The organism is Aciduliprofundum boonei T469, assembly GCF_000025665.1.
Taxonomy (GTDB): Archaea; Thermoplasmatota; Thermoplasmata; order Thermoplasmatales; family Aciduliprofundaceae; genus Aciduliprofundum; species Aciduliprofundum boonei.
Map to the genome: position 1 here is coordinate 264991 of NC_013926.1, position 25839 is coordinate 290829.

30 protein-coding genes are annotated in these 25839 nt (G+C 37.2%); 16 read left to right on the forward strand and 14 right to left on the reverse strand.

The window, feature by feature from the left end:
- Positions 1-105 precede the first annotated feature (105 nt).
- The 3 genes from ABOO_RS01345 to ABOO_RS07950 are packed head-to-tail and all read left to right on the forward strand — an operon-like array spanning position 106 to position 1392.
- A complete protein-coding gene (locus ABOO_RS01345; protein ID WP_008084484.1) occupies positions 106-513 on the forward strand; it encodes a hypothetical protein in 408 nt (135 codons plus the stop codon).
- A complete protein-coding gene (locus ABOO_RS01350; protein WP_241209830.1) occupies positions 513-1238 on the forward strand; it encodes a hypothetical protein in 726 nt (241 codons plus the stop codon). Before ABOO_RS01345 ends, ABOO_RS01350 begins: the two co-directional genes overlap by 1 nt.
- A 13-nt stretch (positions 1239-1251) precedes the next feature.
- A complete protein-coding gene (locus tag ABOO_RS07950) occupies positions 1252-1392 on the forward strand; it encodes a hypothetical protein (protein ID WP_012997087.1) in 141 nt (46 codons plus the stop codon).
- A gap of 89 nt (positions 1393-1481) precedes the next feature.
- Here ABOO_RS07950 and ABOO_RS01355 read toward each other — a convergent pair whose 3' ends face one another.
- Complete coding sequence (locus ABOO_RS01355; protein ID WP_008084496.1) at positions 1482-1691, reverse strand: type II toxin-antitoxin system RelE family toxin; 210 nt, start codon at positions 1689-1691, stop codon at positions 1482-1484.
- Positions 1688-1831, reverse strand: coding sequence for a hypothetical protein (locus tag ABOO_RS07955; protein ID WP_012997088.1), 144 nt, complete (start codon positions 1829-1831; stop codon positions 1688-1690). The genes ABOO_RS01355 and ABOO_RS07955 overlap by 4 nt, the downstream gene beginning before the upstream one ends.
- A 265-nt stretch (positions 1832-2096) precedes the next feature.
- On the opposite strand from ABOO_RS07955, the gene ABOO_RS01360 reads away from it, so the two are divergent.
- From ABOO_RS01360 to ABOO_RS08020, 3 genes are all read left to right on the forward strand, one after another.
- Complete coding sequence (locus ABOO_RS01360) at positions 2097-2285, forward strand: hypothetical protein (RefSeq protein WP_008084465.1); 189 nt, start codon at positions 2097-2099, stop codon at positions 2283-2285.
- Positions 2282-2707, forward strand: coding sequence for a type II toxin-antitoxin system VapC family toxin (locus ABOO_RS01365; RefSeq protein ID WP_008084339.1), 426 nt, complete (start codon positions 2282-2284; stop codon positions 2705-2707). Before ABOO_RS01360 ends, ABOO_RS01365 begins: the two co-directional genes overlap by 4 nt.
- Before the next feature lie 384 nt (positions 2708-3091).
- Entirely contained in the window at positions 3092-3229 is a 138-nt protein-coding gene (locus ABOO_RS08020) for a hypothetical protein (RefSeq protein ID WP_012997089.1), read from the forward strand.
- A 10-nt stretch (positions 3230-3239) separates the two neighbouring features.
- Here ABOO_RS08020 and ABOO_RS01370 read toward each other — a convergent pair whose 3' ends face one another.
- Positions 3240-3818 (reverse strand): HAD family hydrolase, encoded by a 579-nt coding sequence (locus ABOO_RS01370; RefSeq protein WP_008084332.1) that lies wholly within the window; start codon positions 3816-3818, stop codon positions 3240-3242.
- A gap of 120 nt (positions 3819-3938) precedes the next feature.
- On the opposite strand from ABOO_RS01370, the gene ABOO_RS01375 reads away from it, so the two are divergent.
- Positions 3939-4157 carry a hypothetical protein gene (locus ABOO_RS01375; RefSeq protein WP_008084535.1) on the forward strand — a complete coding sequence of 73 codons (219 nt, stop codon included), beginning with the start codon at positions 3939-3941 and terminating at the stop codon, positions 4155-4157.
- 49 nt (positions 4158-4206) lie between these two features.
- On the opposite strand, the gene ABOO_RS01380 is transcribed toward ABOO_RS01375, so the two are convergent.
- The 3 genes from ABOO_RS01380 to ABOO_RS01390 are packed head-to-tail and all read right to left on the reverse strand — an operon-like array spanning position 4207 to position 7810.
- A complete protein-coding gene (locus ABOO_RS01380; RefSeq protein ID WP_008084421.1) occupies positions 4207-4956 on the reverse strand; it encodes a uracil-DNA glycosylase in 750 nt (249 codons plus the stop codon).
- A gap of 19 nt (positions 4957-4975) precedes the next feature.
- Positions 4976-7207 carry a copper ABC transporter substrate-binding protein gene (locus tag ABOO_RS01385; protein WP_008084368.1) on the reverse strand — a complete coding sequence of 744 codons (2232 nt, stop codon included), beginning with the start codon at positions 7205-7207 and terminating at the stop codon, positions 4976-4978.
- Positions 7208-7243: 36 nt separating this feature from the next.
- Positions 7244-7810 (reverse strand): undecaprenyl-diphosphatase, encoded by a 567-nt coding sequence (locus ABOO_RS01390; RefSeq protein WP_008084488.1) that lies wholly within the window; start codon positions 7808-7810, stop codon positions 7244-7246.
- Between the two features lie 150 nt (positions 7811-7960).
- Here ABOO_RS01390 and ABOO_RS01395 point away from each other — a divergent pair, with 150 nt between their 5' ends.
- Genes ABOO_RS01395 through ABOO_RS01415 form a run of 5 tightly spaced genes read left to right on the forward strand, consistent with a single transcriptional unit; the run spans position 7961 to position 13095 of the window.
- Positions 7961-8797, forward strand: coding sequence for an FkbM family methyltransferase (locus ABOO_RS01395; protein WP_008084469.1), 837 nt, complete (start codon positions 7961-7963; stop codon positions 8795-8797).
- On the forward strand, positions 8794-9672 hold the full coding sequence (locus ABOO_RS01400; protein ID WP_008084365.1) for a glycosyltransferase family 2 protein: 879 nt from the start codon (positions 8794-8796) through the stop codon (positions 9670-9672). Before ABOO_RS01395 ends, ABOO_RS01400 begins: the two co-directional genes overlap by 4 nt.
- The gene (locus ABOO_RS01405; RefSeq protein WP_008084529.1) at positions 9665-10945 is read left to right on the forward strand and encodes a glycosyltransferase family 4 protein; all 1281 of its coding nucleotides are present in this window, start codon (positions 9665-9667) and stop codon (positions 10943-10945) included. The genes ABOO_RS01400 and ABOO_RS01405 overlap by 8 nt, the downstream gene beginning before the upstream one ends.
- Entirely contained in the window at positions 10942-11970 is a 1029-nt protein-coding gene (locus ABOO_RS01410) for a glycosyltransferase family 4 protein (protein WP_008084549.1), read from the forward strand. The genes ABOO_RS01405 and ABOO_RS01410 overlap by 4 nt, the downstream gene beginning before the upstream one ends.
- A gap of 3 nt (positions 11971-11973) precedes the next feature.
- On the forward strand, positions 11974-13095 hold the full coding sequence (locus ABOO_RS01415; RefSeq protein ID WP_008084498.1) for a glycosyltransferase family 4 protein: 1122 nt from the start codon (positions 11974-11976) through the stop codon (positions 13093-13095).
- A 10-nt stretch (positions 13096-13105) separates the two neighbouring features.
- On the opposite strand, the gene ABOO_RS01420 is transcribed toward ABOO_RS01415, so the two are convergent.
- Positions 13106-14410, reverse strand: a complete 1305-nt coding sequence (locus ABOO_RS01420) for an APC family permease (RefSeq protein WP_008084373.1) — start codon at positions 14408-14410, stop codon at positions 13106-13108.
- A 149-nt stretch (positions 14411-14559) separates the two neighbouring features.
- Between ABOO_RS01420 and ABOO_RS01425 the strand changes: the two genes are divergently transcribed.
- Positions 14560-15417, forward strand: coding sequence for an NAD-dependent epimerase/dehydratase family protein (locus tag ABOO_RS01425; protein ID WP_008084474.1), 858 nt, complete (start codon positions 14560-14562; stop codon positions 15415-15417).
- On the opposite strand, the gene glmU is transcribed toward ABOO_RS01425, so the two are convergent.
- Positions 15414-16616 carry a bifunctional sugar-1-phosphate nucleotidylyltransferase/acetyltransferase gene (gene glmU / locus ABOO_RS01430; protein WP_012997090.1) on the reverse strand — a complete coding sequence of 401 codons (1203 nt, stop codon included), beginning with the start codon at positions 16614-16616 and terminating at the stop codon, positions 15414-15416. The two genes, ABOO_RS01425 and glmU, sit on opposite strands and share 4 nt — an antisense overlap.
- Before the next feature lie 80 nt (positions 16617-16696).
- On the opposite strand from glmU, the gene ABOO_RS01435 reads away from it, so the two are divergent.
- Positions 16697-17713, forward strand: a complete 1017-nt coding sequence (locus ABOO_RS01435) for an adenosine deaminase (protein WP_012997091.1) — start codon at positions 16697-16699, stop codon at positions 17711-17713.
- On the opposite strand, the gene ABOO_RS01440 is transcribed toward ABOO_RS01435, so the two are convergent.
- The gene (locus ABOO_RS01440) at positions 17695-18945 is read right to left on the reverse strand and encodes a phosphohexomutase domain-containing protein (RefSeq protein WP_012997092.1); all 1251 of its coding nucleotides are present in this window, start codon (positions 18943-18945) and stop codon (positions 17695-17697) included. The two genes, ABOO_RS01435 and ABOO_RS01440, sit on opposite strands and share 19 nt — an antisense overlap.
- A 56-nt stretch (positions 18946-19001) precedes the next feature.
- On the opposite strand from ABOO_RS01440, the gene ABOO_RS01445 reads away from it, so the two are divergent.
- On the forward strand, positions 19002-19490 hold the full coding sequence (locus tag ABOO_RS01445; protein WP_012997093.1) for a DUF2250 domain-containing protein: 489 nt from the start codon (positions 19002-19004) through the stop codon (positions 19488-19490).
- 1 nt (position 19491) lies between these two features.
- On the opposite strand, the gene glmS is transcribed toward ABOO_RS01445, so the two are convergent.
- The 3 genes from glmS to ABOO_RS01460 are packed head-to-tail and all read right to left on the reverse strand — an operon-like array spanning position 19492 to position 23207.
- Positions 19492-21255: a glutamine--fructose-6-phosphate transaminase (isomerizing) gene (gene glmS, locus ABOO_RS01450; protein WP_008084393.1), complete on the reverse strand. Its 1764-nt coding sequence runs from the start codon at positions 21253-21255 to the stop codon at positions 19492-19494.
- The gene (locus ABOO_RS01455) at positions 21255-22412 is read right to left on the reverse strand and encodes a sugar phosphate nucleotidyltransferase (RefSeq protein ID WP_012997094.1); all 1158 of its coding nucleotides are present in this window, start codon (positions 22410-22412) and stop codon (positions 21255-21257) included. Before ABOO_RS01455 ends, glmS begins: the two co-directional genes overlap by 1 nt.
- A gap of 30 nt (positions 22413-22442) precedes the next feature.
- Positions 22443-23207 carry a sulfite exporter TauE/SafE family protein gene (locus tag ABOO_RS01460; RefSeq protein WP_008084383.1) on the reverse strand — a complete coding sequence of 255 codons (765 nt, stop codon included), beginning with the start codon at positions 23205-23207 and terminating at the stop codon, positions 22443-22445.
- A gap of 48 nt (positions 23208-23255) precedes the next feature.
- On the opposite strand from ABOO_RS01460, the gene ABOO_RS01465 reads away from it, so the two are divergent.
- Positions 23256-23858, forward strand: coding sequence for a GNAT family N-acetyltransferase (locus tag ABOO_RS01465; protein ID WP_008084460.1), 603 nt, complete (start codon positions 23256-23258; stop codon positions 23856-23858).
- Here ABOO_RS01465 and mobB read toward each other — a convergent pair.
- Complete coding sequence (gene mobB, locus ABOO_RS01470) at positions 23845-24555, reverse strand: molybdopterin-guanine dinucleotide biosynthesis protein B (protein ID WP_081440615.1); 711 nt, start codon at positions 24553-24555, stop codon at positions 23845-23847. The two genes, ABOO_RS01465 and mobB, sit on opposite strands and share 14 nt — an antisense overlap.
- A complete protein-coding gene (locus ABOO_RS01475) occupies positions 24521-25729 on the reverse strand; it encodes a molybdopterin molybdotransferase MoeA (RefSeq protein ID WP_008084341.1) in 1209 nt (402 codons plus the stop codon). Before ABOO_RS01475 ends, mobB begins: the two co-directional genes overlap by 35 nt.
- Positions 25730-25839 lie beyond the last annotated feature (110 nt).

Sequence of the window (25839 nt, forward strand, 5' to 3'; positions counted from 1 at the left end):
AAAAATTGTGAAATATCGCAAATAAATTAGGTATAACACGAGATTTCACAATAAAAATTAAAAAATTTGTGATAAACTTATAAATGAGCATTTAATAGCAAGATTATGGAAGAGGACCATTCGGAGATTGAGGAGCTTGTAAATGAGGGATACATATATGTCAGGTATCCCAAGAGTGTGAATAATAGAGTATACCTGTACCTGATCAATCCTGAGAATGGAGATAAGAAGAGCATGTCTGTCGAGATTGAGAGCAAGGATGAGCTCAGATACTTTAGAAAAACTTTGCCAAAGCTAATGCGCAAAGTTTCAGGCATAAGCTACTACACGGGAGCAAAGAAGAGAAAGAAGGAAGCTCATGATGGTATTATAGAGAGTATGTTTAGAGAAAATCTTGAATTTATAATGAAGACAATCTTGAGAAGAGACGAGTTTTTAAATCCATCACAGAAGATTTGGGCTTTACTACTTTTTTGTTTCTTACCTCCAAACTGCATCTCTCTCCAAACATGATGAAACAGATCGTTGAAAGACCAAAAGCAATCTCAAGCTTGCTCTCTGATTTCCTCGTAACGCTGGTGAAAAACTATGAAGATCCAGAAAGATACTATAAGATTGAGAAAGAGAACGAAGAATTAAAGAAAGAGCTTGAAGAGCTGAGAGCACAGATGGAAAACGAGAGAAAATTAAATGCAGAGCTGAGAATGCAGCTTACAGGCATAACTGCCATGCTCACAACCACACAGAAGAAGAGATTTGTAGGATGGCTCAATTTGCGCCAGGGTGCTGGATGGACCGAATATCCAATCTCCACAAATTTCATACCCATACCTTACGGTCCTGATGATGAATTTATAGATAATCTTATAAAAGGTGCAGTTGCAATACGCATACTAGGTCCATCTTACACTCCCTCTGAAGGAACGTATTATGCGCTTACAAAAATCATAGATGGAACAAATAATACTTTCGACTTATTACTGTCTCACATTTCAGAGATTGATTCTGAAATTATAGAACTTAATAAAGAGGTAAGTAATATAAAAAATGAGGTAACGCTTCTAAAACTCAACCCTCCGCAGCCCAAGAAAGAAATAGTGAAAATAGAACCCCCACCAAAGATGAGCATGGAGGAGGAAATAAAATACTTAGAGAGCAAAGGATACAAGATCACTCCTCCCTGCGATGAAGATTGTGTGAGAAGAATAGTAGAAGAGAAAAAAATCTTCCACTATTGACAAAGAGACTGCAATGATAATCATGGACAGGGTATTGGAAATATTCGATAAATGGATGGCATACGAACTTTACAAGGATGGAACGATGAGCAAGAATGAGTTCTTAAAAATAATGAACTTTGAAAAATACCACACTGCTAAGATGCCTTCATAAACCTGAGAATCATCTACACAGAATTTACTCATATTTTCTTATATGCTTTACCCCTTACAATACTACCAAAATTTCTATTTGCATCTCCTTTATCTTTTATGTACAACACGGTAATCCCCTATCCTCACACGATAAATGTTTTCTCTCCCCTTTATCTTTTTGAGATCGTAGGTTTTTATAGGAATGGGTGAAATTTTAAGGACATTCAGCAATTCGTCTATTTTTGATTTTATATCTTGGGGAAGGTTATCAATCTGCTTTCTTACCCTTTTAGTTGCAATTATTGTTATTTCACTCATTGCTCTTCCCTCAAAGCTTCTCTCAATTCTTCCTCACTAACTACCTCTCCTCTCTCAACTTCTTCTAGAGCTTGTTCAAGCTCTCTTTCTTCTTCCTCGCCTATTAAAATCTCTTTTATTATCACCGCTTCTGCTCCCATAATTCATCTATATTTTCCTTCTATTTTAAACTTTTCTCATCAAATCCCATAAAACAGAGTTATTTTTCAGATAGCATAGACTTGAGCTTATTGCAAAACTCTCATTCTCCCAGCAACCATTTCCACAATGAATATACTTAATCTCTCCTTCTTCGCAATCCCAAGTAATCACAGCCTTTTTCTTACATCTCAATTCCTCTGTAGCTTTCTATAGCGCTTTTTCACTTAAGAAAACTTTAAAATAAGAGGAGCAGATAAGTAAACTATGGAAAATTTGAATAATTCACCAATAAGCAAATATCTAAATGATATCCCAAATAAGAAGTTAGTGGAAGAACTGCTAAAGATATGGGAGAAAAAACTAAAACTTGTAGAGGAAATAGAGAGTATGAATTTACCGGTTGATGACTGGGATAAAATGGAAGAAGAGATAATAGGAGGAGCTGTTGAATGATATTCATAGATACAAGCATATTTATGTACGCTGCTGGCAAAGAGCACCCCAACAAAGAACCTTCTGTAAAACTTCTGCAATTGATAGCAGTAGGCGAAATAGAAGCTGTAATCAATGTTGAGGTATTGCAAGAGATATTTCACAGATACACAATGATAAAAATGAAGAAGAAGGGAATACAACTTGCTAAGAATATTATATCTCTCGTTCCAAGAATTTATTCAATAGAGATAAGCGACGCTATAAGAGCTATGGATATACTGGAAAGATATGATATTACTTCAAGAGATGCTATTCACATGGCCTTTATGCTGAACAGAAATATCAAGGAAGTTTGCACCTATGATCGACATTTTTTTAGAATTGAAGAAATAAAAGCTTACAAACCAGAAGATTTAATAGAGCGTTATAATATTATATAATTCTTTGTTCATTGATCTTTATTCCATCTCCAGTAACCATTTCCACAATGGAGTATACCTAATTTCCCCCTCTTCTCCATAGTCCCATGTTATTACCGTCTTTTTCTTACACCCTAGCTCTTCACTAGCCTTCTCCACAGCTCTTATCTCTCTTCTCTCAATCTCATCATTTCCAATGTACTCTCTTACTCATGCTTCAATGACTTCGGACAGGTAACTGATTTTATATAGTTTGATTTCATAATACATATGGTTGATACAGGGGGTCACAATCGGAGGATTTAGATACTCATTTTCCCGCGATATGGGAGAATTGAATGAAGATATGCTTAATACCCTGCTCTCCATGCTCAAGGTGAAGGATACTGCCAGGAGGTATCTAGAATGAATATTCCAAAAATAGATTTAAAAGAACTGGAAGAGATAAAGCACAAAAACTTTGAAGATAGGCTGAAATTCATTGAAGTTTACGCTGAGTGGCTCAAAAAACACAAAATGAAGGCAGAAAAGGTGAAAGAATAAACTCTTATCATTAACGTATATCATTTTCTAACATTGATATCAGCTCAACAAGCTCTCTAATATCCTCGATTCTGTAGTCTCCCTTGCCCATTCTCACACCCACCGTTATACATCCTGCCCTCTTACCAGCAATTATATCGTAGTCATAATCGCCCACCACTATGCATTCATCCTTGCTCACATTAAACTTCTTGAGCAGGTAATTCACCGCCTCATCGCTGGGTTTTGGCTCAAACTCATCCTCCCGGGTTATTATGGCATCAAACTCTTTTACATAATCTCCCAGCGCAATAATCGTAGCCTTTTTAGAATTTCTGGTCAGCACTGCCTTTTTTATGCCCCTCTCCTTCAGAAACTCTAATACGCTGGGCAGTGAACTTGCAATCCTTGCCTTCTTTGCCCTTTTTATCTCCTCCCTCTCCAAAAGCTTCAGATACTCTTCGCCCCTAGCCTTTAAAAATTCGTAAAGGTGCTTAGGTGCATCCTCTATGCCCATCTCATTAAGAATTCTCTCACGCATCTCGGAAAATGGTATTGTGTTCTCAACGATAGTATCATCAAGATCAAATATAACAAGCTTTATTGCCACATTAACACCATATCCTCGGGAGATTTAACATTTTTGCAAAGTATTTTATTTTATAAAATGATTTTTATAGCATACTTTTAAATACTAGCACTGTAGTAGTAAATATGGGAGGTGAGAAAAATGAAAACTGATAAAGAGAGAATAGCAGAGATATTCGAAAAGCTATCAAAAGAGAAGATAGATATGCATTCAGAGAAATTTCCGAGCATAGTCAGAGAACAGGGATTTGAGCATGTGCGCACCGAAGAGAATGGTGCATTCATCCTCCAAGATGTGCAAACTCGCAAATATCTCCGCGTAAAGAGTAAAGAAGATTTTGAAGAAATAGAGAGGCCTTAAGTCATTTGGGGGCTGAGCCAGCAACTCAACCCTCATCCCATAACTGGATTTAATCCTCACACAACTCTCTCACAATTCTACCATCTGGAAGCATACAATCCTCGTGATACTCTCCTCGCTCTTCCATCTGATAACGAGTGCAGCTTTCCCAATCACCCCTGCAGTAAAGCTCTATCCATCTCCTATCTAATTTCCCCTCTTTGTAATATCGTACTATTGGACAACAGCACATCCATTTACAGTTATTTTTGAAAATTCCCAATTTTCTATAATGTTCTTCCAAAATTTCTCTTTTAGAATCATCATAAAGCAAGGTAGATGGATGTTCAAGAGGATAAATCTTGATTTCTCCAGTCCATATCAATTTTCCATAAATGGGGGGAGAATTAACATTATACTTTTGAAAAATGTACCTTGTAGCAAAATAGCCAAGAGGGACAAGTATCTCGGGATTTACAATTTCAATCTCTTTATCCAAAAAATAACTGCACGCTGAAATCTCTCCCTCTTTCGGCTTCCTGTAATTTGGAAGGAAACACTTTATTAGATTTGTCATGTAAACTTCCTCTCTCTTCAACCCTGCGATCTCCAAAAGTTCATCTAGAATCTTTCCACTGGGTCCAACAAACATTTTTCCCGTTTCGTCCTCTTTCTCTCCAGGAGCTTGTGCTATTAGCATGAGCTTGGCATCCAAATTTCCCTCTCCAACAACAGCATTTTTTCTAGTTGCATACAGCTTGCATCTCTCACATTTTCTTATCTCTTCGTTTAGCTCTTTCATTCTCTCCTTTTTTAACATATTTGACACCTCTAGATTTTTATCTCCTCTTTTTAAAATATATTGCTAAAATTAGCAAAATAACCACAATAACAGCAATAGCTGTAATATAAACATACGGAAATTCGCTGTTTTCTTTGATTTTCCAAACAAAAGGATGTTTTAGGGGTTTGTAATCTGTATTATTGGCATCTATAACATAGGGATAATCAACTATCCCATCATTATTCTTATCGTTTGTATTGTTCTTATTAGCCCACCATTCCCAGTAATTGCCATATTTGCTATTATTCCAGTAATTAAGATTGTTCTCGAGATGAGTAACCGACGGTAATCCCCCAGAGGTTACGCACACCAATTTTGAGAAATCTATATACTCTAGCATCGGACCTTTATACATGAAATTATTGAGGTATATGCGATTACCATAAGAATTAGAGAGTGAGAGATAACACACAGTTCCCCAGTTTAAAGATATATTTAGAAAATCCGTTAGAAGAAGAGTTAAATTGTTTCCCTCTATCAAATTGTTATTGGATACTTCCAAACTCAACCCTACACCCTTGAATTCAACATCGTTTCTAAATATTGTGGAATTAGCAACTCCAAAGAGATACATTCCAGATTGATTAAGCTTGTTGTAGCTTATATTTACCTTTGAATAATAGATGTGCTTGTATGTTAGTGTTCCATTATTAAACTCATAATATCCACTCACTACTATACCTAGCCCGTTATTTATAGTGTTATGAGTAATATCTATAAGTGTTGAATTGAACACGCTTATAGAACAACCAAAATCTCCATAAGATTCCATTAGATTATTCTCTGTGCGGATATTTTTAGAATTGCCAATAGATATAGAAGCATAATAAATTTTATTTCTTTTAATCACCACATTTTCAGAGTGAACCACATTAATTCCCAAGCCACCAAGTATCCAGCAATCAGAGAGCTCAACATACAAAGTGATATTGCTCAAAGATATATCCCCATTTCCCGTAGTCTGGAATATCATAATATGTGATATCTGTATTGGTGAGTCCTTAGTGCCATTTCCCTTCCAGCCATATCTAGATGCATAATTCAGCAATTCCTCATTACCACTTATATCCAAGCTTCTAAATTCCTTATATCCGAAGGGCCTCCAAGGTTTCAAGAATGGAAATCCTAAATAGGCGAGCATGGCAATGTGCTCATCAAAGTAAGTTTTATTTGCTGTAACTGTGTGTATATAATCTACAAGAGCCTTGCCAAAGCTCATCCCCTCTCCAATATTCATATGATAATAGAGCAAAGGTTCTGGACTTCCCTCAGCAGTGTAAGTAAGCACGCCTAGAGATTTGGAGTTTTTGCTCATAATCAAATAATTCGCAATTGCGCCCCTTTCAAATGAGGCGGCATAGCAACTAAAATCCGTATAAAAGAGTGCATTTATGTGCGTTAGCTCCTCTGGATATACTTTCTTGTATCCGCCTGGTGTTTTAATAATATAAGACTTACCATCCGAGTGGGCAATAAAATAAGCATAAGCATAGTCATTAGATAAGAATTTTAAGAATGTGGTGGAATTAGTATTTTGGTCCACAACTTCTTCTCCAACATAAAGGGAGGTCAAGGATGATTTTATCTTATCATCTAAATATAGAAAATCGTCATCAATAAACGCTCCACTTTGAACTCTGGGATAATATTTTCCATCAATATAATCTATTGTCTTATTTATATATTCCTTGATCTGTGTTACATTGTTTCCGTTCTCATTTGTAGACCTCACTATGCCAACCCAGATATCGGGAAAATAGTTTCCGGTGGGTGTGTCAATTATGCCATCTCCATCGGTGTCTTTCCACTCTCCATTCAAATCCATGTAGTAGTAAGGAAATTCTATAACCTCCCCAATAGCTTTATCTTCATACCTTGCCAGGGGTATATTGCCTATGAGCACCGCACCCCCTATGGATTTAGATTCATACTCTTCCTTTATAATTTCCCTTATCTCTTCAGGATTTTTTCCACTAACATTTTTAATGATAAAATAGTAAAAATAGTTGGCATTTTGCATTGACTCTTCAAGAGAGTTCAAAAGGGGCAATACCTTAGGGTAAATTGTAGAATTCACAAGCACTAAAATAGGAGTTAAATACGCAGGGGCTCCATAATTCTCAAACCTTTCAAAATTATGGTTCTCAGAGGTATTATTGAAAATGTAGAAACTTGAAAAAAGAATTAAAACAACCGCCAATATAGAAAGTAGAACTCTATCTCTCATATTCAGATAATGCAAAAATTCTATAAATTATATTTCCTACCCCTCAAATCTCCTATTCCACCAACCTACAATTTTAGATGTGTATCTAAACACTGCTTCACGCACTGCATAGAGGATAAAAGTAACAAGAAGTGCAACGAGAAAACCACCTATTATATCCAATGGAAAATGCACACCGCAAAACACTCTCGCATAGCCAACAAGAGATGAAAGAATCACAAACGCTGTGCCAGATTTGTACTTTTTGAAGAATAAGAATGGAAGTGAGAAGGCAAACATCACCGTTGTATGATCACTAGGAAAAGAGCTATCTGGAGGATGATGTATCAGGGTAGTACCCAACCCCATTGCAAAGGGCCTGGGATGATAGTAAACTGCACTTATACTCATAGAAACTATTGCAGCAAGGATAACGGATATTAAGAGAAACAACGAATAATTCTTATCACCCCTTTTAGAAAACCAGAGATAGAGAATAACTATGGGAACTATAAAAACTATGTATTGGGCAGAAAATACCATAAATGCGTCCAGATACGGATTCTTACCTGCAAGGGAATTTATGGCATTGAAAATGTGTATGTTCCACTCTTCAAGACTCATTATTGCTTATAATATAAGCTCGCTATTTAGATATTTCTACCCTTTGATTTTCAAAAAATAGAATTATTACTTTAAATCACACATAGTATTTGGAGCGATGTTTTTAAAAATGGAACGAAATTATTTAATTTTAGACCAGAGGTGAGTATCATGAAAGGAATTTATACACAAATACCCATCGTAGAATCCGTGAAATTCTCCCTCAAATACCTCAAAAATCCATGGGCTATTATTCCTATCTTCTTAGATAGGCCCACAAGGGTGGATATAAAATGGAGCAACGATGGTGGCATAGTTCTCAAAGGCAAATCTGATTTCTGGAGATTGAGAGATATAACCCGATCAGGCTGGGAAATTTTAAATACAAAAAATGGGATTATATATTTGAAAAACAAGGAAATTGTGATAGCCGCACATATTCATCAGATTAGCGTGGTAAATGAGCCCTTGGAGAAGTATTATAGAATATTCGATTTTTCACATAAAACTGTTCTTGATATTGGAGGATATATCGGGTATTCTGCAATTTTATTTTCCAGATGGGGAGCCAAAAAGGTGATAATTTATGAAGCGCAGAGAGAAAACATACCTATGATAAAGAAAAACATGAGACTAAATAAGGTTAACGGAGAAGTTCACAATCTTGCAATTGCTGATAAAGACGGATACATAGAGTTGAGCTACGATGAGCTTGGCACCACATCATTCGGGTTAGGAGGGAATAAAAAGTATAAAATAAGAGCAATTTCAATCTCAAGAGTTCTTTCTTCCAATATTGACATTGCAAAATTTGATTGTGAAGGATGCGAATACTCCTTGCTCTCTGTTCCTTGCGAAATCTTAAGAAATGTGCCAAGATATGTAATTGAGTACCATAGAGGATTTGAGAGCTTGAAAAACAAGTTTGAGGAATGCGGGTTCAAAGTTCAAAAACTATGGAAAATAAAGGAGCAGATTGGTGGTTTTAAAGCGGAGGTGATGGGATGAAATACTCCATATGCTCCACGGTTTACAATGCAGCACCCAGATTGAGAGCAAGTTTGGATTCAATTCTTCAATATATCAACCCCGAGGAATTTGAAATTGTAGTGGTGGATAGCAAATCTAAAGATGGAACTTTGGAGATACTCAAAGAGTATGCAAATAAATTCCCAAATTTCAAAATAATAGTAAGAAAATGCACCCGCGGCAAAGGGAGACAAATTGCATTTGAAAATTCTCAGGGAGAGTATATAATCCCTGTGGATTTAGACACAATATATTTACCACCATGGTGGGAATTAATCAAAGCATATGAAAGTTGGGAGGGTAAAGATAAATATGCATTACAAGCTATATATTCTGGCATTTATCCTAGACATCTCTTGGAAAAGGTAGGCGGATGGAGAGATCTCCAATATGCTGAAGATTTTGATTTGTGGTGGAGATTGATAGAGATTGATTCCCTTAAGATATATCCGCTTGTTACCGGTAAAAACTGGAAAATAAAAGAAAGAGAAAGTATACATATAAAAAATATACTACATATCGTTTATAGGAAATATTTAGATGAAAGAGATAGGTTCATTGTCAGGTCGGAATTTAATTTAGGTGCAAGACTTAGGGAAATAAAAATGTGGAGTAAGAGATATTCCTATTATTTATTCTGGATTCCTCTCACATCTCTAGCTAGAGTTGCAGCTCTATTAAAAAATGTAGAGAGAAGAGACGCTGATTATGTTAGAAACAAATGGTTTAACAATTTTATAAATATGAATATTAAGGGAGATATTATTTACAGTTTTGTTGCTTTTCCTCAGTTTACCACAGCAAAAGGATTGATAAAATTTATGGATTCAAAGTGGGGGTATGGAGATGAGTGAAGACATAAATCTTTTAGTTGTTGGTGCGCCTTTTGGACGTACCGGTGGACAGATAAGAGCAAAGAGATCTATAGAAGCTTATGCTAAAAATGGATTAAATGTTAAAATTATAGCACCATATAGTGGGATTAAAATAATGGGCCCTAACATGAGCATAAATAATCTTTTAATGGTTAGCCAATCAAAAAACGATAGGATAAAATATGTAGGATATATTGATCTATCAAATAGAATAAAAAAATTACCAGCATTAAAATATACTCTGAGTTCGCTATTCCTAAAAGTATTAAAATTTCAACAAATCACACATCTTGGAAAAGTAGATGCAGTTATCTCGCTCCATGAAAATATAGATGCCATCTACTTTACTTTAAAACTGGCAAAAAAATTAAAAGTAAAAGCAGGTGTCTTATTACAAAACCCACCCTTTATAGGCAACTTTAAAAGAAGAAAAAAAATTGAAGAGGTTCATGCTCTATATAGCAATCTAACAGGTATATCCACCCTTAAAAATTACCACCAGGAACTGATTAAAAAATGGTTGGAATATAACTATTTAAAATTATTGGATAACTTCGATTTAATAATAACTGTTACTAAAGCTACAGCGGTGGATATGGGTAATGGGTGGATGGAAAAAGTGGTATCTCTCAACCCAGGAGTATCTTTAAATACAGAAGATTTAGCCACAATACATAAAATAAACAAAAAAGGGGTAGAAAAAAAAGATATAATCGTTTACTCTGGTGGTTTTGACATATATAAGGGAATTATTGATGCAATTTTATCATTTAGATTAATCAGAAAGAAGTATAAAAATTTAAAGCTCTATATAACAGGCAAAAGTAAGAATCCCGTCATTATGAATTCAATTAGAAAACTTATTAAGAAGCTAGATTTGAAAAATAATATTGTTTTTACAGGATTTCTTTCTCGTGAAGAGCTTTTCAGACTAAAAGCAGAAGCACAAGTAATATTACATCCATCCCATATGGATGCCTTTTCTTACAATGTATGCGAGAGTTTATATCTAAATACCCCTGTAGTAGGATATGACATACCTGCTTTGAAAATATACTACGGAAATCTTGAAGGAATAAAACTAGTAAAGGAACTAGATATAGAAGCACTATCAGCGGAAACAATTAATTTTTTGAAACAAAAAAAGAGTGATATTGACATACCTAACATTCCAGCTTGGGACGATATAATGAGTAAAGAGATTGCCTTGATTAGAGGTTTGGTTGGAGAGACAGAAGGGGTGATAGTATGAAAATACTATTTAGTGGTCACAGTATAGAACATTATAACTTAGGATTGGTTAATGCTCTCAGTAAGATGTTAAATGTATATATTGTTCATAATAGACATATTGATATCCAAACTAGACAGATAATCATACCAAGAATAAGAAGAAGCGATATACCTAGAAATCTTTCTTTAATCATTCTCTCTAAAATTTTTGACATAGTTCATATAAATAATGCTCAGCAGAGTGCTTTTTTAAAATCTGATGATAAATTAATAATTACAGAGCACGGATGTCCCTCCACCAAAGGTTTAAGCGGTTCCACCTATAAATTTTATAATAAAGAAATTGAAAGATTAATTGAAGCTTATGAGAAAGGGGTGAAAATAATAACTATTTCCAAATATTCTGCAGAAAAATTGAGAGAAGAATTAGGAGTAAAGGTATATGCCTACATATACCATGGATTAATAGAGAGTTTCAGAACGCAAAAATTTAAAGAACTCAAAAATGAGACAACGCCGCTAATTTTGTGGGTATCAAGATTTGTTAAAGCAAAAGAACCTTTTGTATTCTTAAAATCTCTTAAATTATTGGCTACAAAAATAGATTTTAAAGCATATATGATAGGTAATGGTCCCTTACAGAGAAACATTCAACATTTCATATCAAAATATGAATTAAATAAAAATATATTCATTATTAATTCCATACCTTTTAAAGAGATGCCTTCTATTTACAACTCTGCCTCACTCTTTATTCACACTAATAGACAAGAACATTTTGGATTCTCCATCTTAGAAGCCATGGGTATGGGGCTTCCTGTAATAGTACCAAACAGTGGTGGAGCACAAGAAATTGCTAATGATGCTGGCATTACCTTTGAACCCGGAGATCACAAAGATTTAGCAGAAAAAATATTAGAGATCCTTACAGATCCCGAAAGGTATTACAAATACTCTCGGAAAAGCATTGAGAGAGCTAAATTTTTCAGCTGGGAGAAGGCAGCAAAAGAGTATTTAGAAGTTTATAAAAAAGTGGGGGGATGAGAAATGAATATACTCTTCATAGGCAACCCATCTTCGACATTCATAAAAAGAGATCTTGAAATGCTAGCTAGGCATTACAATGTATTAAATTTAGTGCCACCAGAATCTAAAAAAGGTTGGCCAGAATATATATCAAAAGTTAAAAAGTACATACAAAGTGCCTCTGTATCCATTGGTTGGTTTGCTGGGTGGCATACATTTCCTATGGTACATTACGCTAAAAAATATGGCAAAAGTTCTATAATCATAGTGGGCGGTTACGATGCAGTTTCTTTCCCTGAAATAGGATACGGAGCATTTTCAAACAAAAAAGAATCAATACCTGCAAAGTATGTGCTGAAAAATGCAGATATTATTCTCCCTGTAAGCCAGTATCTTCAAAGAGAGATAATAAAAAATGCAAAAATTAAAGGAGAGAGCATATTTCCAGTGCCAACCGGATATGACTCCAATTTCTGGAAGCCAAATGGAAAAAAGGAGAATATAGTACTAAGCGTAGCGGGTGCTAAAAATATTAGAAGAGTTAAATTAAAGGGATTAGACACATTTGTGAGGGCTGCAAAATATGTGCCTAATGCCAGATTCTTGGTAATCGGAGTGGAAGGAGAAGCAAGAAATTACCTAGAAAAAATTGCGGCTAAGAATGTTGAGTTAATAGGTTATGTGCAAAATGATAAGCTACTACCATATTATCAAAAAGCCAAAGTGTATGCCCAACTCTCATTAAGCGAGGGGTTGCCAAATACCCTATGTGAGGCAATGCTAGCAGGAGACATACCCGTGGGCACTAATAGAGGAGGAATTCCCGAAGCTATGGGGGATATTGGGTTCTATGCCCCATATGGAGATATAAAAGCAACTGCAAGAGCAATAAAAAGAGCCCTAGCTGCTCCAGATGAACTTGGATTAAAAGCTAGAGAGAGAATCTTAAAAATGTTTCCGAAAAAGCGCAGGGAAGAAACACTTATAAGAATAATACGCATTGCTCCATTACTCAAATACTCTCAGATTTTCAGAAAAGCTGCTCAGACACCAGGAAATGTGAATATAAATATTAATCCAGGATTACCAAGTTCCATAGAGATTACCATAGAGATGAAAAAGAGACATCTTATCTCCCAGTAGATATCCATCCCTATATGGATACTTTCAACAGATGCTTTAGTTCTCTTCCAGTGATCCTACGATATAGCCACTCCGCAAAGAATGCAAGGACTACCATAGCAGCAAATACCTCAACGCCCTGTATATTCGTAGTTAAAACCTCCTTAAACAGTATAGCCACTGCGAAAAATGCCATTATAGCTCCGAGCATAGATAACGCCCTATTTCCCCCCGTTTTTTTGTGCAATTTGAAATTTGCAAGATTTACAAGCCCAAATATTATGAGAAAACCAGAGCTACCGATAGTGGATATACTCGAGAGATCAAATAAATTGGCTACAATCAGCGTAAGAACAGCAGTAATCAATAATCCCTCAATGGGTCTGCGCCATACTTTCCTCTCAAAAGCTTTAGGTAACTCTCCATCCTTCGCAATAACATAACTAACCCTCGCAGAGCTGTAAAGCGTGGCATTAATAGCAGAGCCAGTAGAGAGCAGTGCTGCAATTGCTATGAGGAGAAAACCCGCATTACCTAAAAACGGCTTTGCTGCCTCCGCAAGAGCATAATCTCTGGCATTTATCAACTGTGAAAGGGGAAGATTGCCCACTGCCACAATTGCTATAGCCACATAGAGAAAGACTACAAACCCCACAGATGCATAGTATGCCTTAGGAAGTGTTCTGCGCACATCATCCACATCCTCAGCAGTGTTGGCAATAAGCTCAAATCCCTCATAGGCAAGAAAGATGATCATTCCTCCAGCAACCAAACTTATGGGATTTACCCATGTATCTGGTGCAAGTCTTGCACTGTTAATGCTCCACATACCTATAATCACGAAGAACAGTAGTATTGAGAGCTTTATACCAACAATGTATTCTTCAGACTCTCCAACAGCCTTCGAGCCTATCATATTTATAAATGTGAATAGAAGAATAGCAAAACTTATCAACACATGTTTCCAAAAATCGTAATTATTCGGAAAGAATGTAGCTCCGTAACTTCCAAATGCATAAGAGTATAACGAGAGCATTATTATGTAACTGAGATAGAGAAGTATGTTTAGTCCCCCTGTAAACACACCAGTACCATAAGCCTGATTCAAAAACTCCACGGTTCCCCCACGGGTAGGATAGGTGACGCTCAACTTTGCATAAGAATAAGAGGTAAGCAATGCTACGAAGCCCGCAATTGCAAACGCTATCGGTGTACTACCATGGGCAAGCTGTACGGCTAGTCCCAAAACTGCAAAAATACCTCCTCCAACCATTCCTCCCACACCAATGGCAAATACGGACCAGAAGCTCAACTTCTTACCTTCCTTCCGTGACATTTAAAGGGGATATGTGCCACAAGAGTTTAAACATTTTTATATTAACACCCCCTTAAAAATTTAAATCATTATGATGCGCTATAATAAACATTCTAAATTTTCAATTCTCAAACAAATATTTAATAAATATTATCACACATAACCCTCCTATGATACTCATAACTGGCTCATCTGGACAGCTTGGCTCTTACCTCATTGAGAGTATCCCAAACTCTGTGGGATTGGATATTAGGCCTTCTAAATTCACAGAAATAGTTGGAGATATACGGGGAAATTTAGATATCCTTTTGAAAAATTATGAAATTGATGCAATAATACACGCAGCCGCACAGGTAAGCGTTGTAAAAAGTGTTGAAGATCCAAAAAACGATGCTGATAACAACATAATGGGCACCATAAATTTGTTGGAATATGCAAGAAAGTATGATGTGGAGCAATTTATTTACATATCCTCCGCAGCTGTTTATGGTGAGCCAAAATATCTACCCATAGATGAAAGACATCCCACAGGACCAAAGAGCCCCTACGGACTGAGCAAGCTAACTGGAGAAAGATACTCTTTACTGTACTCCGAACTATATGGACTAAAAGTTGCATCAATAAGGCCATTTAACATATTCTCACCCCGACAGGACCCTAATAGCCCATACTCTGGAGTGATTTCCATTTTCGTGTCAAGAGCAAAGAAGGGATTACCTTTGATAATTTACGGGGATGGAGAGCAAACAAGGGACTTTGTGAATGTGCAGGATGTTGTTCATCTCGTAAAATTAGCTCTTGCAAAAAAAGCAGATGGTGTGTACAATTGCGGTACAGGGAAAGAAACTAGTATAAACGAACTGGCAAAAATAATTGCAGAACTGAGTGGAAAGGGGATAAAAATAGTGCATGACAAACCAAGAGAGGGCGATATAAGAAAATCCTATGCGGATATATCAAAGGCGATAGAAATTGGGTACGAGCCAAAAACTAATCTAAAAGAGGATTTGAAGAATTATTTCTTCTAAAACACTCTGCTTCTTGTAGATACAATACCCTTTATCTTAGCGCCCGGGGCTATGGCTGCATAGGAGCCTATCATAGTTCCAACATCAATGCTCACATTGATACCTGTATGCACATAATCTCCCATAATAACCCCCAGCTTGCGCCTTCCAGTATCCACGATTTTATCCTTAACTACCACACGAATGTTCTTCTCATCTAGTCTTAGATTTGCTACTTTCGTTCCCGCTCCAAGATTGCAATTCTCTCCTATAACACTATCACCAACATAATTGAAATGCGGTACTTTACTTCCGTTCATTATTATTGAGGCCTTTACTTCCGAGGAATTACCTATATGACAATCATCTCCAATAACCGTGTAGGGCCTTATGTAAGCATTGGGCCCAATTTTGCAGTTCTTTCCTATAAGCACTGGACCTTCTATGTAAGTGCCACTCATTATTTTCGTACCTTCACCTATACAAACTTTACCTTTCAAAACCACATTTTCCTCCACTTCTCCCCCTATTTCGCATTTCATTTTTTCCAAGTATGCCTTGGTAGCATCAAGGAGGTGCCATGGATATCCTATATCAAGCCAGAGCCCGTTGTACTTCACGATTTTAACATCATGCTCTTTGACAAACATATTTATGGCATCCGTGAACTCAATCTCCCCCCGGGGGGATAGTTCTACTCTCTTTATATATTCAAATATTTCACGATGAAAAACATATACCCCGGCATTTACCAAGCCAGAGGAGCTTGGAACCTTTTCTCTTATCTCTTCAAGGTTCTCATCTCCTATCAAGAGTCCATAGGACTCGGCATTATCTTTGTAAACACCAAGAACAGCGTTATCATGCCCCAAAATATCAGAAATAGCACTCTTTTCAAAATATAAATCTCCATTCAAAATCAAAAACTTCTCATCATTGTACTTTGAAGCATAGAGAACTGCATCTCCTGTACCCCTTCTCTCATTCTGATACACATAATCTATCTTTGCTCCCTTATATGAATAACCATACCTCTCAGCAATCTGCCTACCCTCATATCCTATCAAAATAGAAATCTTCTCTATACCGGCTTCAACAAGAGCATCAAGAATGTGCTCAATTATAGGCTTATTTGCAAGTGGAATAAGTGGCTTAGGTCTAGTATCTGTCAGGGGCCACATCCTCGTGCCCTCACCGGCGGCAAGTATAAATGCACGCATATTATAGAGAATAATTTGAAAATATAAAATATTAATCCAAGAAATCAAAATTTTTTATACTAAATAAGCACTCACCTTCTATGGTTTCATCGTTAATAAATGCACTACCAAAAGCAGAGCTGCACATACATGTGGAGGGAACATTAGAGCCAGTGTTGATGATGAGCCTCGCAAGAAACAACAATGTAAGCATACCTTACAACTCCATCGATGAAATAAAAAATGCATACAGATTCAAAAATCTTGAAGATTTTCTGAGGTTATATTACTCCGGCCTTAGAGTTTTGAAAGATGAAGATGATTTTTACATACTAACTATGAATTATTTAAAAAGGGCAAGTGAGAATAATGTGAGGCATGTAGAGCTTTCCTTTGACCCTCAAGCACACACAAGAAGAGGCGTGAGATTCGAAGAGGTTATAGAAGGTATCCATTCCGCCTTAAAGGATGGTGAGAGGAAATATGGTATTTCTTGGGTTATAATACTCTCAATATTGAGAGACTTGAGTGTAGAAGATGCTCTGCACACATTGAGCAGGGCTGAAGAGTACAAGGATATAATAGATGCAATAGGCCTAGATTCTGCAGAAGTGGGAAATCCCCCATCTAAATTTAAAAAAGTGTTTGAAAAAGCAAAAACTTCAGGATTTCACCTAGTTGCACATGCTGGAGAGGAGGGGCCCCCATCTTACATCAAAGAAGCGATAGATTTGGGCGTTGAGAGAATAGACCATGGAGTGAGGGCCATAGAGGATGAAACACTTATGAAAATGCTTGGTAGAATGCGCATCGCATTCACTCTATGTCCTCTTTCAAACTTAAAGCTCAATGTGGTAAAATCCCTTAAGAACTATCCTATTCGAGAGTTCTCAAAAGTCGGGATAAGGGTAACAATAAACTCTGACGATCCTGCATACTTTGGAGGATACATAAACAAGAACTATGAAGAGGTAGCAAAAGCCCTAAATTTAAAACCCAAAGAAATAATAGAAATAGCCAGAAACTCCATAATCGCAAGTTTCGCATCAGATGAGAGAAAAAGAGAAATATTAAGAGAAATAAACGATGTGGAGAAGAACTACTTTGAAAGCGCCTGATATATTTTACTCATCCAAATAGATGCTAATTCTTGACTCTCAAACTCAACAGTTATGCGAACCTTTGGCTCTGTGCCTGAGAATCTGATCAAGAACCAGCCATCATCAAGGTCTACCCTATATCCATCCACTCTTTGCACAGGATAATCTTTAACAAAATTCTCAATTTTCTGCTCCATCTCTTCCCTATTCCTGTAATAAATATTCTTTCTGAGAGTATGGTATACAGGAAAATCTTGTAATAGGGCGTCAATATCCTCTCTGGCTGCAATCTCTGCAAATTTCAACGCTGCATATATGGCATCTGGTGTGTAGCGCCAAGAAGCAAATATCTGTGTACCGCTGTTCTCTCCACCAAATTCTATACCCTTCTCCCTCATAACCCTAGAAACATTTGCATCTCCCACCTTGCACCTAATAACCTCTGCAAAATTCTCTAAAAGCCTGGAAGAATCCACCGGAGCCACTATTCTCCCATAACCAAGAACCTTCGCAAAGATGGCAAGAATCAGATCTCCATTTAAATATCTCCCAGATGATGTTATTGCTACAAATCTATCCGCATCACCATCATGCGCTATTCCCAAGTCAGCTTTCTTTGCCATAATCATATTTTTCAGATCCATTAAATTCTCTTCGCTTGGCTCACTTGAATGGCCTGAAAAAAGCCCGGAGGGATGGCAATTTAGGGTGGTGACATTAATTCCCAAATCCCTGAGAATAAAGGGAGTTAAAACACTTCCTGCACCATTGGAGCAATCTATCACAACATTCAAGTCAATCGCCTTGAACTCTTTCAACAATGCCTTTCTATGCTCCTCCAACATGTTCTCTTCAAAAAACCTCCCCACTTTGCTCCACTTTGCAATATTCCTTCCCTGGAGCTTTTCAATTTGCTCATCACTGAATGCTGAGCCATCAGGATTCCACAATTTTATTCCATTATACTCTGGTGGGTTATGCGAAGCAGTTACCATTACCCCAGCATCATGATTTTTAGTAGCATATGCAAGGGTTGGTGTGGGCACCTTTCCTCCATAATAAACTGAGGTCCCAGAAGCCATAATTCCTCCTGCAATCATAGAAACTATAGGATCGGAAGTTGCCCGAAAATCTGAGGCAATGGCGATATCATCATACTCATTTCCCATACTCATCCCAATCTGGTACGCCAAATTTAATAACTCCTCGCCCCATACCATTCTAACTCCAGATGAGCCTGAAAATTTCATAGATGTGAAGGCCTTTATGGCTATAAAAATTTTATGGAATATTGCAATTAGCATTTATGAATTTAAGCCCTCTGGAAATTTACATTATTCTTCACTTAAAAAGGGCAAATGTGGAGTATGCAAAGATGATTATGAAATTTACACATCTAAGTTTGGATAAAATAGAGAATGCCATAACCTCACTGGAAAATAAAGGACTGGTGGAAAGAGATTCTGGAAGTGCAATAAAGAGAACCAGAGCAAGGTTTAAAAAAGCTAAGGAGGTGCACAAGCATCATTCATATTACCATCTCTCAAAAGAGGGGTCTTTGCTAGCAAGAAGAATAAATGAAAATTTTTTAGAAGATTATTTCGACTCCTTGCTCGGCTCAAACGGATTCAAATTCCTAAAAGCCCTGCTCTCGGAGAACTTTGAAGATGCTTGCAAACACATAAGCATAAATTGCGATGAGATGAAGAAATTTTTGATAAAGGAGAATTTCATCACGCCCTCTGGAAACAAAACAAAATTTCTGAGTTTGTTTTTCTCGTTCATACAATCCTAAATCACTCCACAGTAACACTCTTAGCGAGATTTCTTGGTTTATCAATATCCCTCCCAAGCAATCTAGCAGCATGATAGGCGAGAAGTTGCAAAACAACAACATTCACAAATGGAGATAAATACAGCTCTGTTTCTGGAACTTTTATAAGGGTATCCACATACTTTCCCACATCCATATTAGACGATACTCCAATAACATAGGCATTTCGAGCACTAACCTCTTTTATATTTGAGAGCATTTTGTCGTAAGTTATATCTTCTGGAACTAGAGCAATTACAGGAATGCCCTCTTCTATCAATGCTAAAGGACCATGCTTCAACTCACCGGCAGGATAACCCTCTGCATGGATATACGAAATTTCCTTCATTTTCAGAGCACCTTCGAGGGCTATTGGATAGTTCATACTCCTCCCTATGAAAAACATATCCTTATTTTTGTATATCTTCTTAGCCTCCTTTTCAATTATATCATTCAAATTTAATGTGTTTTCCACATACAGAGGTATTTTCCTTAGTGAGTTAATAAAATTCCTTACCTGAGAAACGCTGAGTTTACCCATACTTTCTCCAGCCCTTATGGCAAAATATTCTAATGCCAAAAGCTGTGCTGTAAAGGTTTTTGTAGCTGCCACACCTATCTCGGGCCCAGCGTTTGTGTAAAGCACCCTATCAACATAACTGGTTATAGAACTCCCAACCACATTCGTAATTGCAAGTGTCTCATTTCCGCTCACTTTGGCCTTTCTTGCAGCAGCTATGGTATCTGCCGTTTCACCACTCTGAGTTATAAATATTGCAAGAGAATCCTCCACCACATCTGGCCTATAACGATACTCAGAGGCATAGTACACATCTACAGGGATTTGAAGGAGCTCCTCTATCAAGTACTTTCCGACTAACCCAGCATGATAAGATGTTCCACATGCTACAATTGTTACCCTTTCAAAATCAAAATCCATATCATTACGAGATAGCAGAGAATGAAGTGTGGAATCCAATGCTCTCGGCTGCTCGAATATCTCCTTCAACATAAAATGAGGATATCCAGATTTTTCAGCATCTTCTATGCTCCAATTTATAATTTCCACATTCTTCTTTTCAATGTTTCTACCATTAAAGTCATAAAAATGTACAATATCATCTGTAAGTTCAGAAATTTCGCCATCTTTCATAACTATTACCCTATTAGTGTACTCCAGAAAGGCAGGTATATCCGAGGCAACGAAATTTTCATGGTCCCCCACCCCTATAACCAGAGGACTGTCTTTTTTCGCAGCCATTATTTTCCTCTCATTCTTATTAATTGCTACTATTGCAAAAGAACCTTTCAATTCCCTTACCGCTTTTAAAAATGCCTCTTTGAAATCCCCTTGGTAGTACTCCTCTATTAAATGAGCAATAACCTCACTATCGGTATCTGATGTGAATTTGTGTCCCCTATTCACAAGCTCCTCTTTTAAAACCATATAATTTTCAATTATACCATTGTGCACAATTGCAATATCACCCTTACAGTCTAGAAATGGATGTGCATTTCTATCTTCTGGTACCCCATGAGTAGCCCATCTTGTATGGCCAATCCCCAGAGTTCCATCAAACCCAAATTCCAAAGAATCTATGTAACCTTTCTTCTTTGCAATGTTTATCTTGCCATTAACTATTGCTACCCCTGCAGAATCATAGCCGCGATACTCCAATCTCTTAAGGGATTTCAAAAGAACTTCCTTTGCGCTTCTGAAACCTATGTAACCAACTATGCCACACATTATACCACTCTCTCTCCGTTGGCAACATCATCCTTTAAAACTTTCAAGGCTTCTATTTTTGCATTCGACCCAACAACAACTCCAGGATCTATTATCACAGAAGAACCAATATATGCTCCATCTCCAACTATTATACCCCCATTAATATCGATAACCTCTTCTCTCATAATTTTCCTTGTCCTACCGGATAATCCTGTGAATCTTACTCCGAGCCATGCTTCTCTTCCAATAACAGAATCTTTTAAATATGCACCTTCTCCAATACTCGTATCATTCATAATCAATGAATTTTCCACATAACTTAATGCACCTATTCTAACTCCATCTCCAATACTGGTATCTCCAATTATTACGCAATTTGGACCTATTTCACAATTCTTCCCTATCTTTACATTACCTCGGATATAAGATCCCGCACCTATTCTGGTATTCTCTCCAATTTCAACATTCCCTATTATCGTTGATTCTTCAATTTTTCCAGCAAGTTTTCTCACATTTCTGCGGAGAGAGTAACTATTCAATTCAATTAAATCCCAAGGGTAAATGGCATCTTTCCATTCACAATTTGCAATTCTTAAATTAACATTCATTTCATTCAAAATTTCTGGAAGGTTATAAATTCCCTCTTTCATCTTCCCCTCTATTATTCTAAAAATTTCACCATCAAAATGTCCCATTCCTGTAAACGCTATTGCTTCTCCATCCCAAGATTTTCTCACAATTTTTATTTTTCCATTCACATTCTCCACAATACCATAGACAGAGGTTTTATTACTATGAGCACCAATTATAGTGTTGATCTTTGTGTTGAGCAACTCTTTAACACATTTCTCTCCAACAATATTGTCTCCAAAGAAAAGAAGAAATTCTTCCTCAATACGAGCTTGATACAGTGCATGCGCCGTTCCTAATTGCTTTTTCTGCTCAACATAATCTATATGCACACCAAAATCGGATCCATTACCAAAATACTGCTTTATTTTATCAGATTTATACCCTACAACTATGGTTATATCTTTAATACTATTCTCATGAAGAGATTCGATAATATACTCCAGAATTGGCTTATTGCCCACGGGAAGCATCACCTTTGGCATATAAGTTGTAAGGGGCCTCAAGCGTATGCCTTCGCCTGCTGCCAGTATTATAGCTCGCATATGTATTGAAATGAAGGAGAGTATAAAAAATTACCCACTGAAAATCTCAAATATTGCAAAATAAATGGAGAAAAGAAGAAGAAATATACCGTAAATCTTTCTCAATTTTTTCTTATCTGCATTAACTGTTATCCAGGCCCCAATATACGCTCCAGGTATTGCTCCAATAGTCAATCCTAAAGTTATTAGCCAGTCAATATGCCCCAAATACCAGTGCACAAGAATGGATGGTATAGCGGCAAATAAAACCATGGCTACGGAAGAGCCTATTGCTTTTTTTATACTCATTCCTAGGAGTACCAAAATAGGAACGATCAATATCCCGCCACCATTGGCTAGTAAACCGGATAAAAGGCCAATAACAAATCCTACTAAAAGTATTACCCACATCCTTTTTTCCATCTTTCTCTCTTTATTACCCGATATAATCAATCTTATAGCTATATAAACCAAGAAAACTGCAGTTAGCATCATCAATATCTTCCCGCTTATGTATTTAGTTGCATAGGCGCCTATGAACGAACCGGGTATCAAGACCACCAGCATCTTCTCCACAATCTTCCAATCAACAAGCTTCTCACTGTGATACCTCTTAAATGCTATTGATGATGATATAAGGGTCATTGGCAAAGGGCTTGCAAGTGCGAAATAGGGGGGAATGAGAAAAAAAACACGCAAGATAGGCGTACTTATAGCACTACCTCCAAATCCAAACATACCTCCTAAGAGACCGATGAATATCCCTGCCAGGATTAGATAGATAAAGTTTACCACGAGAGGAGATTGCAAAGCCATAATAAAAGATTTCCAAAATGTTTTATAAAAGATGCTTGATATCCAACTATGTTTGAATTTGGACCCATAAGACTCAGGGCTTGGGAAAGAGAGGATTTGAAAAAGGTGCACGAATGGGAGAATGATTTTGAAACAATGCTTTACTCGAGGGGCATGCCACAACAAGTTAAGAGCTATGATGCCGTTGTAAAATATTACGAGAAAGAGATGGATAGGGAAGACAGATTACATTACATCATAGAATTAAGAAGCTCAAATGAGACAATAGGTACCGCTGTTATAAGGCTCCATGATTGGGGTAATGTTAGGAGAGGGAACATTGGAACTTACCTCGATAAGAATTACTGGAACAAGGGATTGGGTAAGATAATAACACTGGCACTTCTTGAAATATCCTTCTACCATCTAAACTTAGAAAAATGTGAAGCATGCAGCATTGAGTATAATAAAAGGGCGCATAAGGTATTGGAGGACTGCGGATTTAAGAGATATGGAATAGAAAGAAAGTCCGTGTTCGTCTTGGGCAGAAAATGGGATTGGTACTGCTTCGATATCCTAAGAGAAGAGTATATACAAATGAGAGAAGATCTGCTTTCAAAAATTTTAAAAGATGAGATGAATGAATATCTGGAGAGAACTACTCTCCTTTAACCCTGTATTTTATTTCTACTTCTTCTATATCGCCTACACCCTTAAACGCTGAAAGCATGCCTGTTATGGTTTTTATAACAATATCCTGCGCAAATTTTCCCATGTAAATATCCTTTCCATTTACTCTCACACTTATAACTGCATTAGGATTCCAGTACCTGCAATTCTTAAAATTATCCTCTCCACGATAAATTACCTCAGCCATTTCCCTGCAATTTTTATGGTTGCACTCTCCACAGTTGAAATTCGGAAGCTCTTTCATTATTCTCTCTATTTTCAGTTCCCTTTCTATATGCTCTACAACATCCTCAATTTTGGGGTTTCTCATTATACAATTCTCGCATTCTGCATCTCCCAAACATATTTTTGGTAGGAATTTATAGGATTTGAATCCCTCAACAAGAATTATGTCATAATGCTCTAGAGATTTCAGAAGTGGAAAAAGTGATGATGCATTCTTTATATGCACCTGCTCATTCCCCAAAAGCACAACTTCCATAGCCCCCGCTTCCCTGAATCTTTTACTATCCTTGTCCTGCATATCTATACCATGGGGGGTATGCTTAACCACAGCAATTTTGTAATCTTTCAATCTATGCAAAAGCTCAACAATCATACTCGTTTTTCCGGAATTTGAGTATCCACAAAATCCCAAATACAATCTAATCACCCCATAGATGCACTTCCACTTCTTCATCCTTTTCAACCAAATCTGAATTTGCAGGTATTATTATATACCCATCAGAATCTGCCAAGCTCGTTATTGCTCCAGAGGTCTTGTATGCAGGATAAGCGTAGCCATCCTTCAAACGCACAGTGAAAAATTGCATTCTTCCCAAAGTTGATGTTATGCGCCTAGCCATCCTCGCTTTCACTATTTTCTCCTTCTTTGGAGGTAATCTGGCCATCTTTCTAACCGCAGGGGCTAAGAATTGATATGAATCGTTCAAACATGATGCTGGAAAACCTGGCATTCCAAATATCAATTTATCTCCCCTAGCACACCATGTTGGCTTTCCAGGCTTGATTTGCACACCGTGAAATAGAACCTTCGCATACTTTGATACAACATCAATAAGCAAATCCCTATCTCCCACAGATGAGCCCCCTGAGAAAACGACCATATCATAATTTAGAGCTTCCCTCAATTTCTTTTCAATATCCTCCTTATCATCCATAACGAAGGGAAATATAACAGGCTCTCCCCCATTCTCCATTATAACAGAGGATATAGTGTAGGTATTCACATCGTAAATTTTGCCCTTTTCAATCTTCTCACCTGGAACCACGAGCTCGTTGCCGGAAGGAAGCACGGCTATTCTCGGCCTTCTATAAACTTTAACTTTGGATATGCCAATAGCTGCAAGTGCGCCTATTTTGGGGGGATTTAAAAATGTTCCCTTTTCTATCACTTTATCTCCCTTTTTTATATCCTCGCCTTCCGGTGCAACATCAAATCCAGGATGAACTGGACGATACACCCTAACAATTCCATTCTCCTCATCGGTATCCTCTACGCGAACAACAGCATCTGCGCCTTTGGGCAAAATTGCCCCTGTAGCTATCTTAACACACTCCCCTTTTCCAACATTTATTTCTTTATACTCTCCTGTATTGATCTCTCCGATTAACTTGAACTCTTTGGGCGCATATTGGCCAGCCCCATAGGTATCTTCAGCCCTAACAGCATAACCATCCTCAGCTGCGCGGGCGAATGGAGGAACATTTATGGAAGAGACAACATCCTCAGCCAAAACCCTACCCAAGGCACCCAATAGGCTTACTTCTTCCACATCTTCAATGGGCCTCACATTTTCCAATACAATCCTCCTCGCATCTTCAAAGGGTATTAGATTTGTAAACGGTCTCATAAAGGGACATGCCCATTTGAGCATATCAAATTTGTTATTCAAATAATATCCACAATTAACCACATATGCCCAGCAACCTTTAAATAGTGTACCCCCGTGGTTCACCTGAG

Coding starts and splice junctions, on each gene's coding strand:
- ABOO_RS01465 (WP_008084460.1), top strand. CDS start 23,256: ATGTTTGAATTTGGACCCATAAGACTCAGGGCTTGGGAAAGAGAGGAT.
- glmU (WP_012997090.1), bottom strand. CDS start 16,616: ATGCGTGCATTTATACTTGCCGCCGGTGAGGGCACGAGGATGTGGCCC.
- ABOO_RS01400 (WP_008084365.1), top strand. CDS start 8,794: ATGAAATACTCCATATGCTCCACGGTTTACAATGCAGCACCCAGATTG.
- glmS (WP_008084393.1), bottom strand. CDS start 21,255: ATGTGTGGCATAGTTGGTTACATAGGTTTCAGAAGCGCAAAGGAAGTT.
- ABOO_RS01420 (WP_008084373.1), bottom strand. CDS start 14,410: ATGTCACGGAAGGAAGGTAAGAAGTTGAGCTTCTGGTCCGTATTTGCC.
- ABOO_RS01445 (WP_012997093.1), top strand. CDS start 19,002: ATGAATTTAAGCCCTCTGGAAATTTACATTATTCTTCACTTAAAAAGG.
- ABOO_RS01390 (WP_008084488.1), bottom strand. CDS start 7,810: ATGAGTCTTGAAGAGTGGAACATACACATTTTCAATGCCATAAATTCC.
- ABOO_RS01360 (WP_008084465.1), top strand. CDS start 2,097: ATGGAAAATTTGAATAATTCACCAATAAGCAAATATCTAAATGATATC.
- ABOO_RS07950 (WP_012997087.1), top strand. CDS start 1,252: ATGATAATCATGGACAGGGTATTGGAAATATTCGATAAATGGATGGCA.
- ABOO_RS01350 (WP_241209830.1), top strand. CDS start 513: ATGAAACAGATCGTTGAAAGACCAAAAGCAATCTCAAGCTTGCTCTCT.
- ABOO_RS01345 (WP_008084484.1), top strand. CDS start 106: ATGGAAGAGGACCATTCGGAGATTGAGGAGCTTGTAAATGAGGGATAC.
- ABOO_RS01385 (WP_008084368.1), bottom strand. CDS start 7,207: ATGAGAGATAGAGTTCTACTTTCTATATTGGCGGTTGTTTTAATTCTT.
- ABOO_RS01435 (WP_012997091.1), top strand. CDS start 16,697: ATGGTTTCATCGTTAATAAATGCACTACCAAAAGCAGAGCTGCACATA.
- ABOO_RS01460 (WP_008084383.1), bottom strand. CDS start 23,207: ATGGCTTTGCAATCTCCTCTCGTGGTAAACTTTATCTATCTAATCCTG.
- ABOO_RS08020 (WP_012997089.1), top strand. CDS start 3,092: ATGAATATTCCAAAAATAGATTTAAAAGAACTGGAAGAGATAAAGCAC.
- mobB (WP_081440615.1), bottom strand. CDS start 24,555: ATGAAGAAGTGGAAGTGCATCTATGGGGTGATTAGATTGTATTTGGGA.
- ABOO_RS01415 (WP_008084498.1), top strand. CDS start 11,974: ATGAATATACTCTTCATAGGCAACCCATCTTCGACATTCATAAAAAGA.
- ABOO_RS01365 (WP_008084339.1), top strand. CDS start 2,282: ATGATATTCATAGATACAAGCATATTTATGTACGCTGCTGGCAAAGAG.
- ABOO_RS01405 (WP_008084529.1), top strand. CDS start 9,665: ATGAGTGAAGACATAAATCTTTTAGTTGTTGGTGCGCCTTTTGGACGT.
- ABOO_RS01375 (WP_008084535.1), top strand. CDS start 3,939: ATGAAAACTGATAAAGAGAGAATAGCAGAGATATTCGAAAAGCTATCA.
- ABOO_RS01425 (WP_008084474.1), top strand. CDS start 14,560: ATGATACTCATAACTGGCTCATCTGGACAGCTTGGCTCTTACCTCATT.
- ABOO_RS01355 (WP_008084496.1), bottom strand. CDS start 1,691: ATGAGTGAAATAACAATAATTGCAACTAAAAGGGTAAGAAAGCAGATT.
- ABOO_RS01380 (WP_008084421.1), bottom strand. CDS start 4,956: ATGTTAAAAAAGGAGAGAATGAAAGAGCTAAACGAAGAGATAAGAAAA.
- ABOO_RS07955 (WP_012997088.1), bottom strand. CDS start 1,831: ATGGGAGCAGAAGCGGTGATAATAAAAGAGATTTTAATAGGCGAGGAA.
- ABOO_RS01475 (WP_008084341.1), bottom strand. CDS start 25,729: ATGAGACCGTTTACAAATCTAATACCCTTTGAAGATGCGAGGAGGATT.
- ABOO_RS01395 (WP_008084469.1), top strand. CDS start 7,961: ATGAAAGGAATTTATACACAAATACCCATCGTAGAATCCGTGAAATTC.
- ABOO_RS01440 (WP_012997092.1), bottom strand. CDS start 18,945: ATGAAATTTTCAGGCTCATCTGGAGTTAGAATGGTATGGGGCGAGGAG.
- ABOO_RS01455 (WP_012997094.1), bottom strand. CDS start 22,412: ATGCGAGCTATAATACTGGCAGCAGGCGAAGGCATACGCTTGAGGCCC.
- ABOO_RS01410 (WP_008084549.1), top strand. CDS start 10,942: ATGAAAATACTATTTAGTGGTCACAGTATAGAACATTATAACTTAGGA.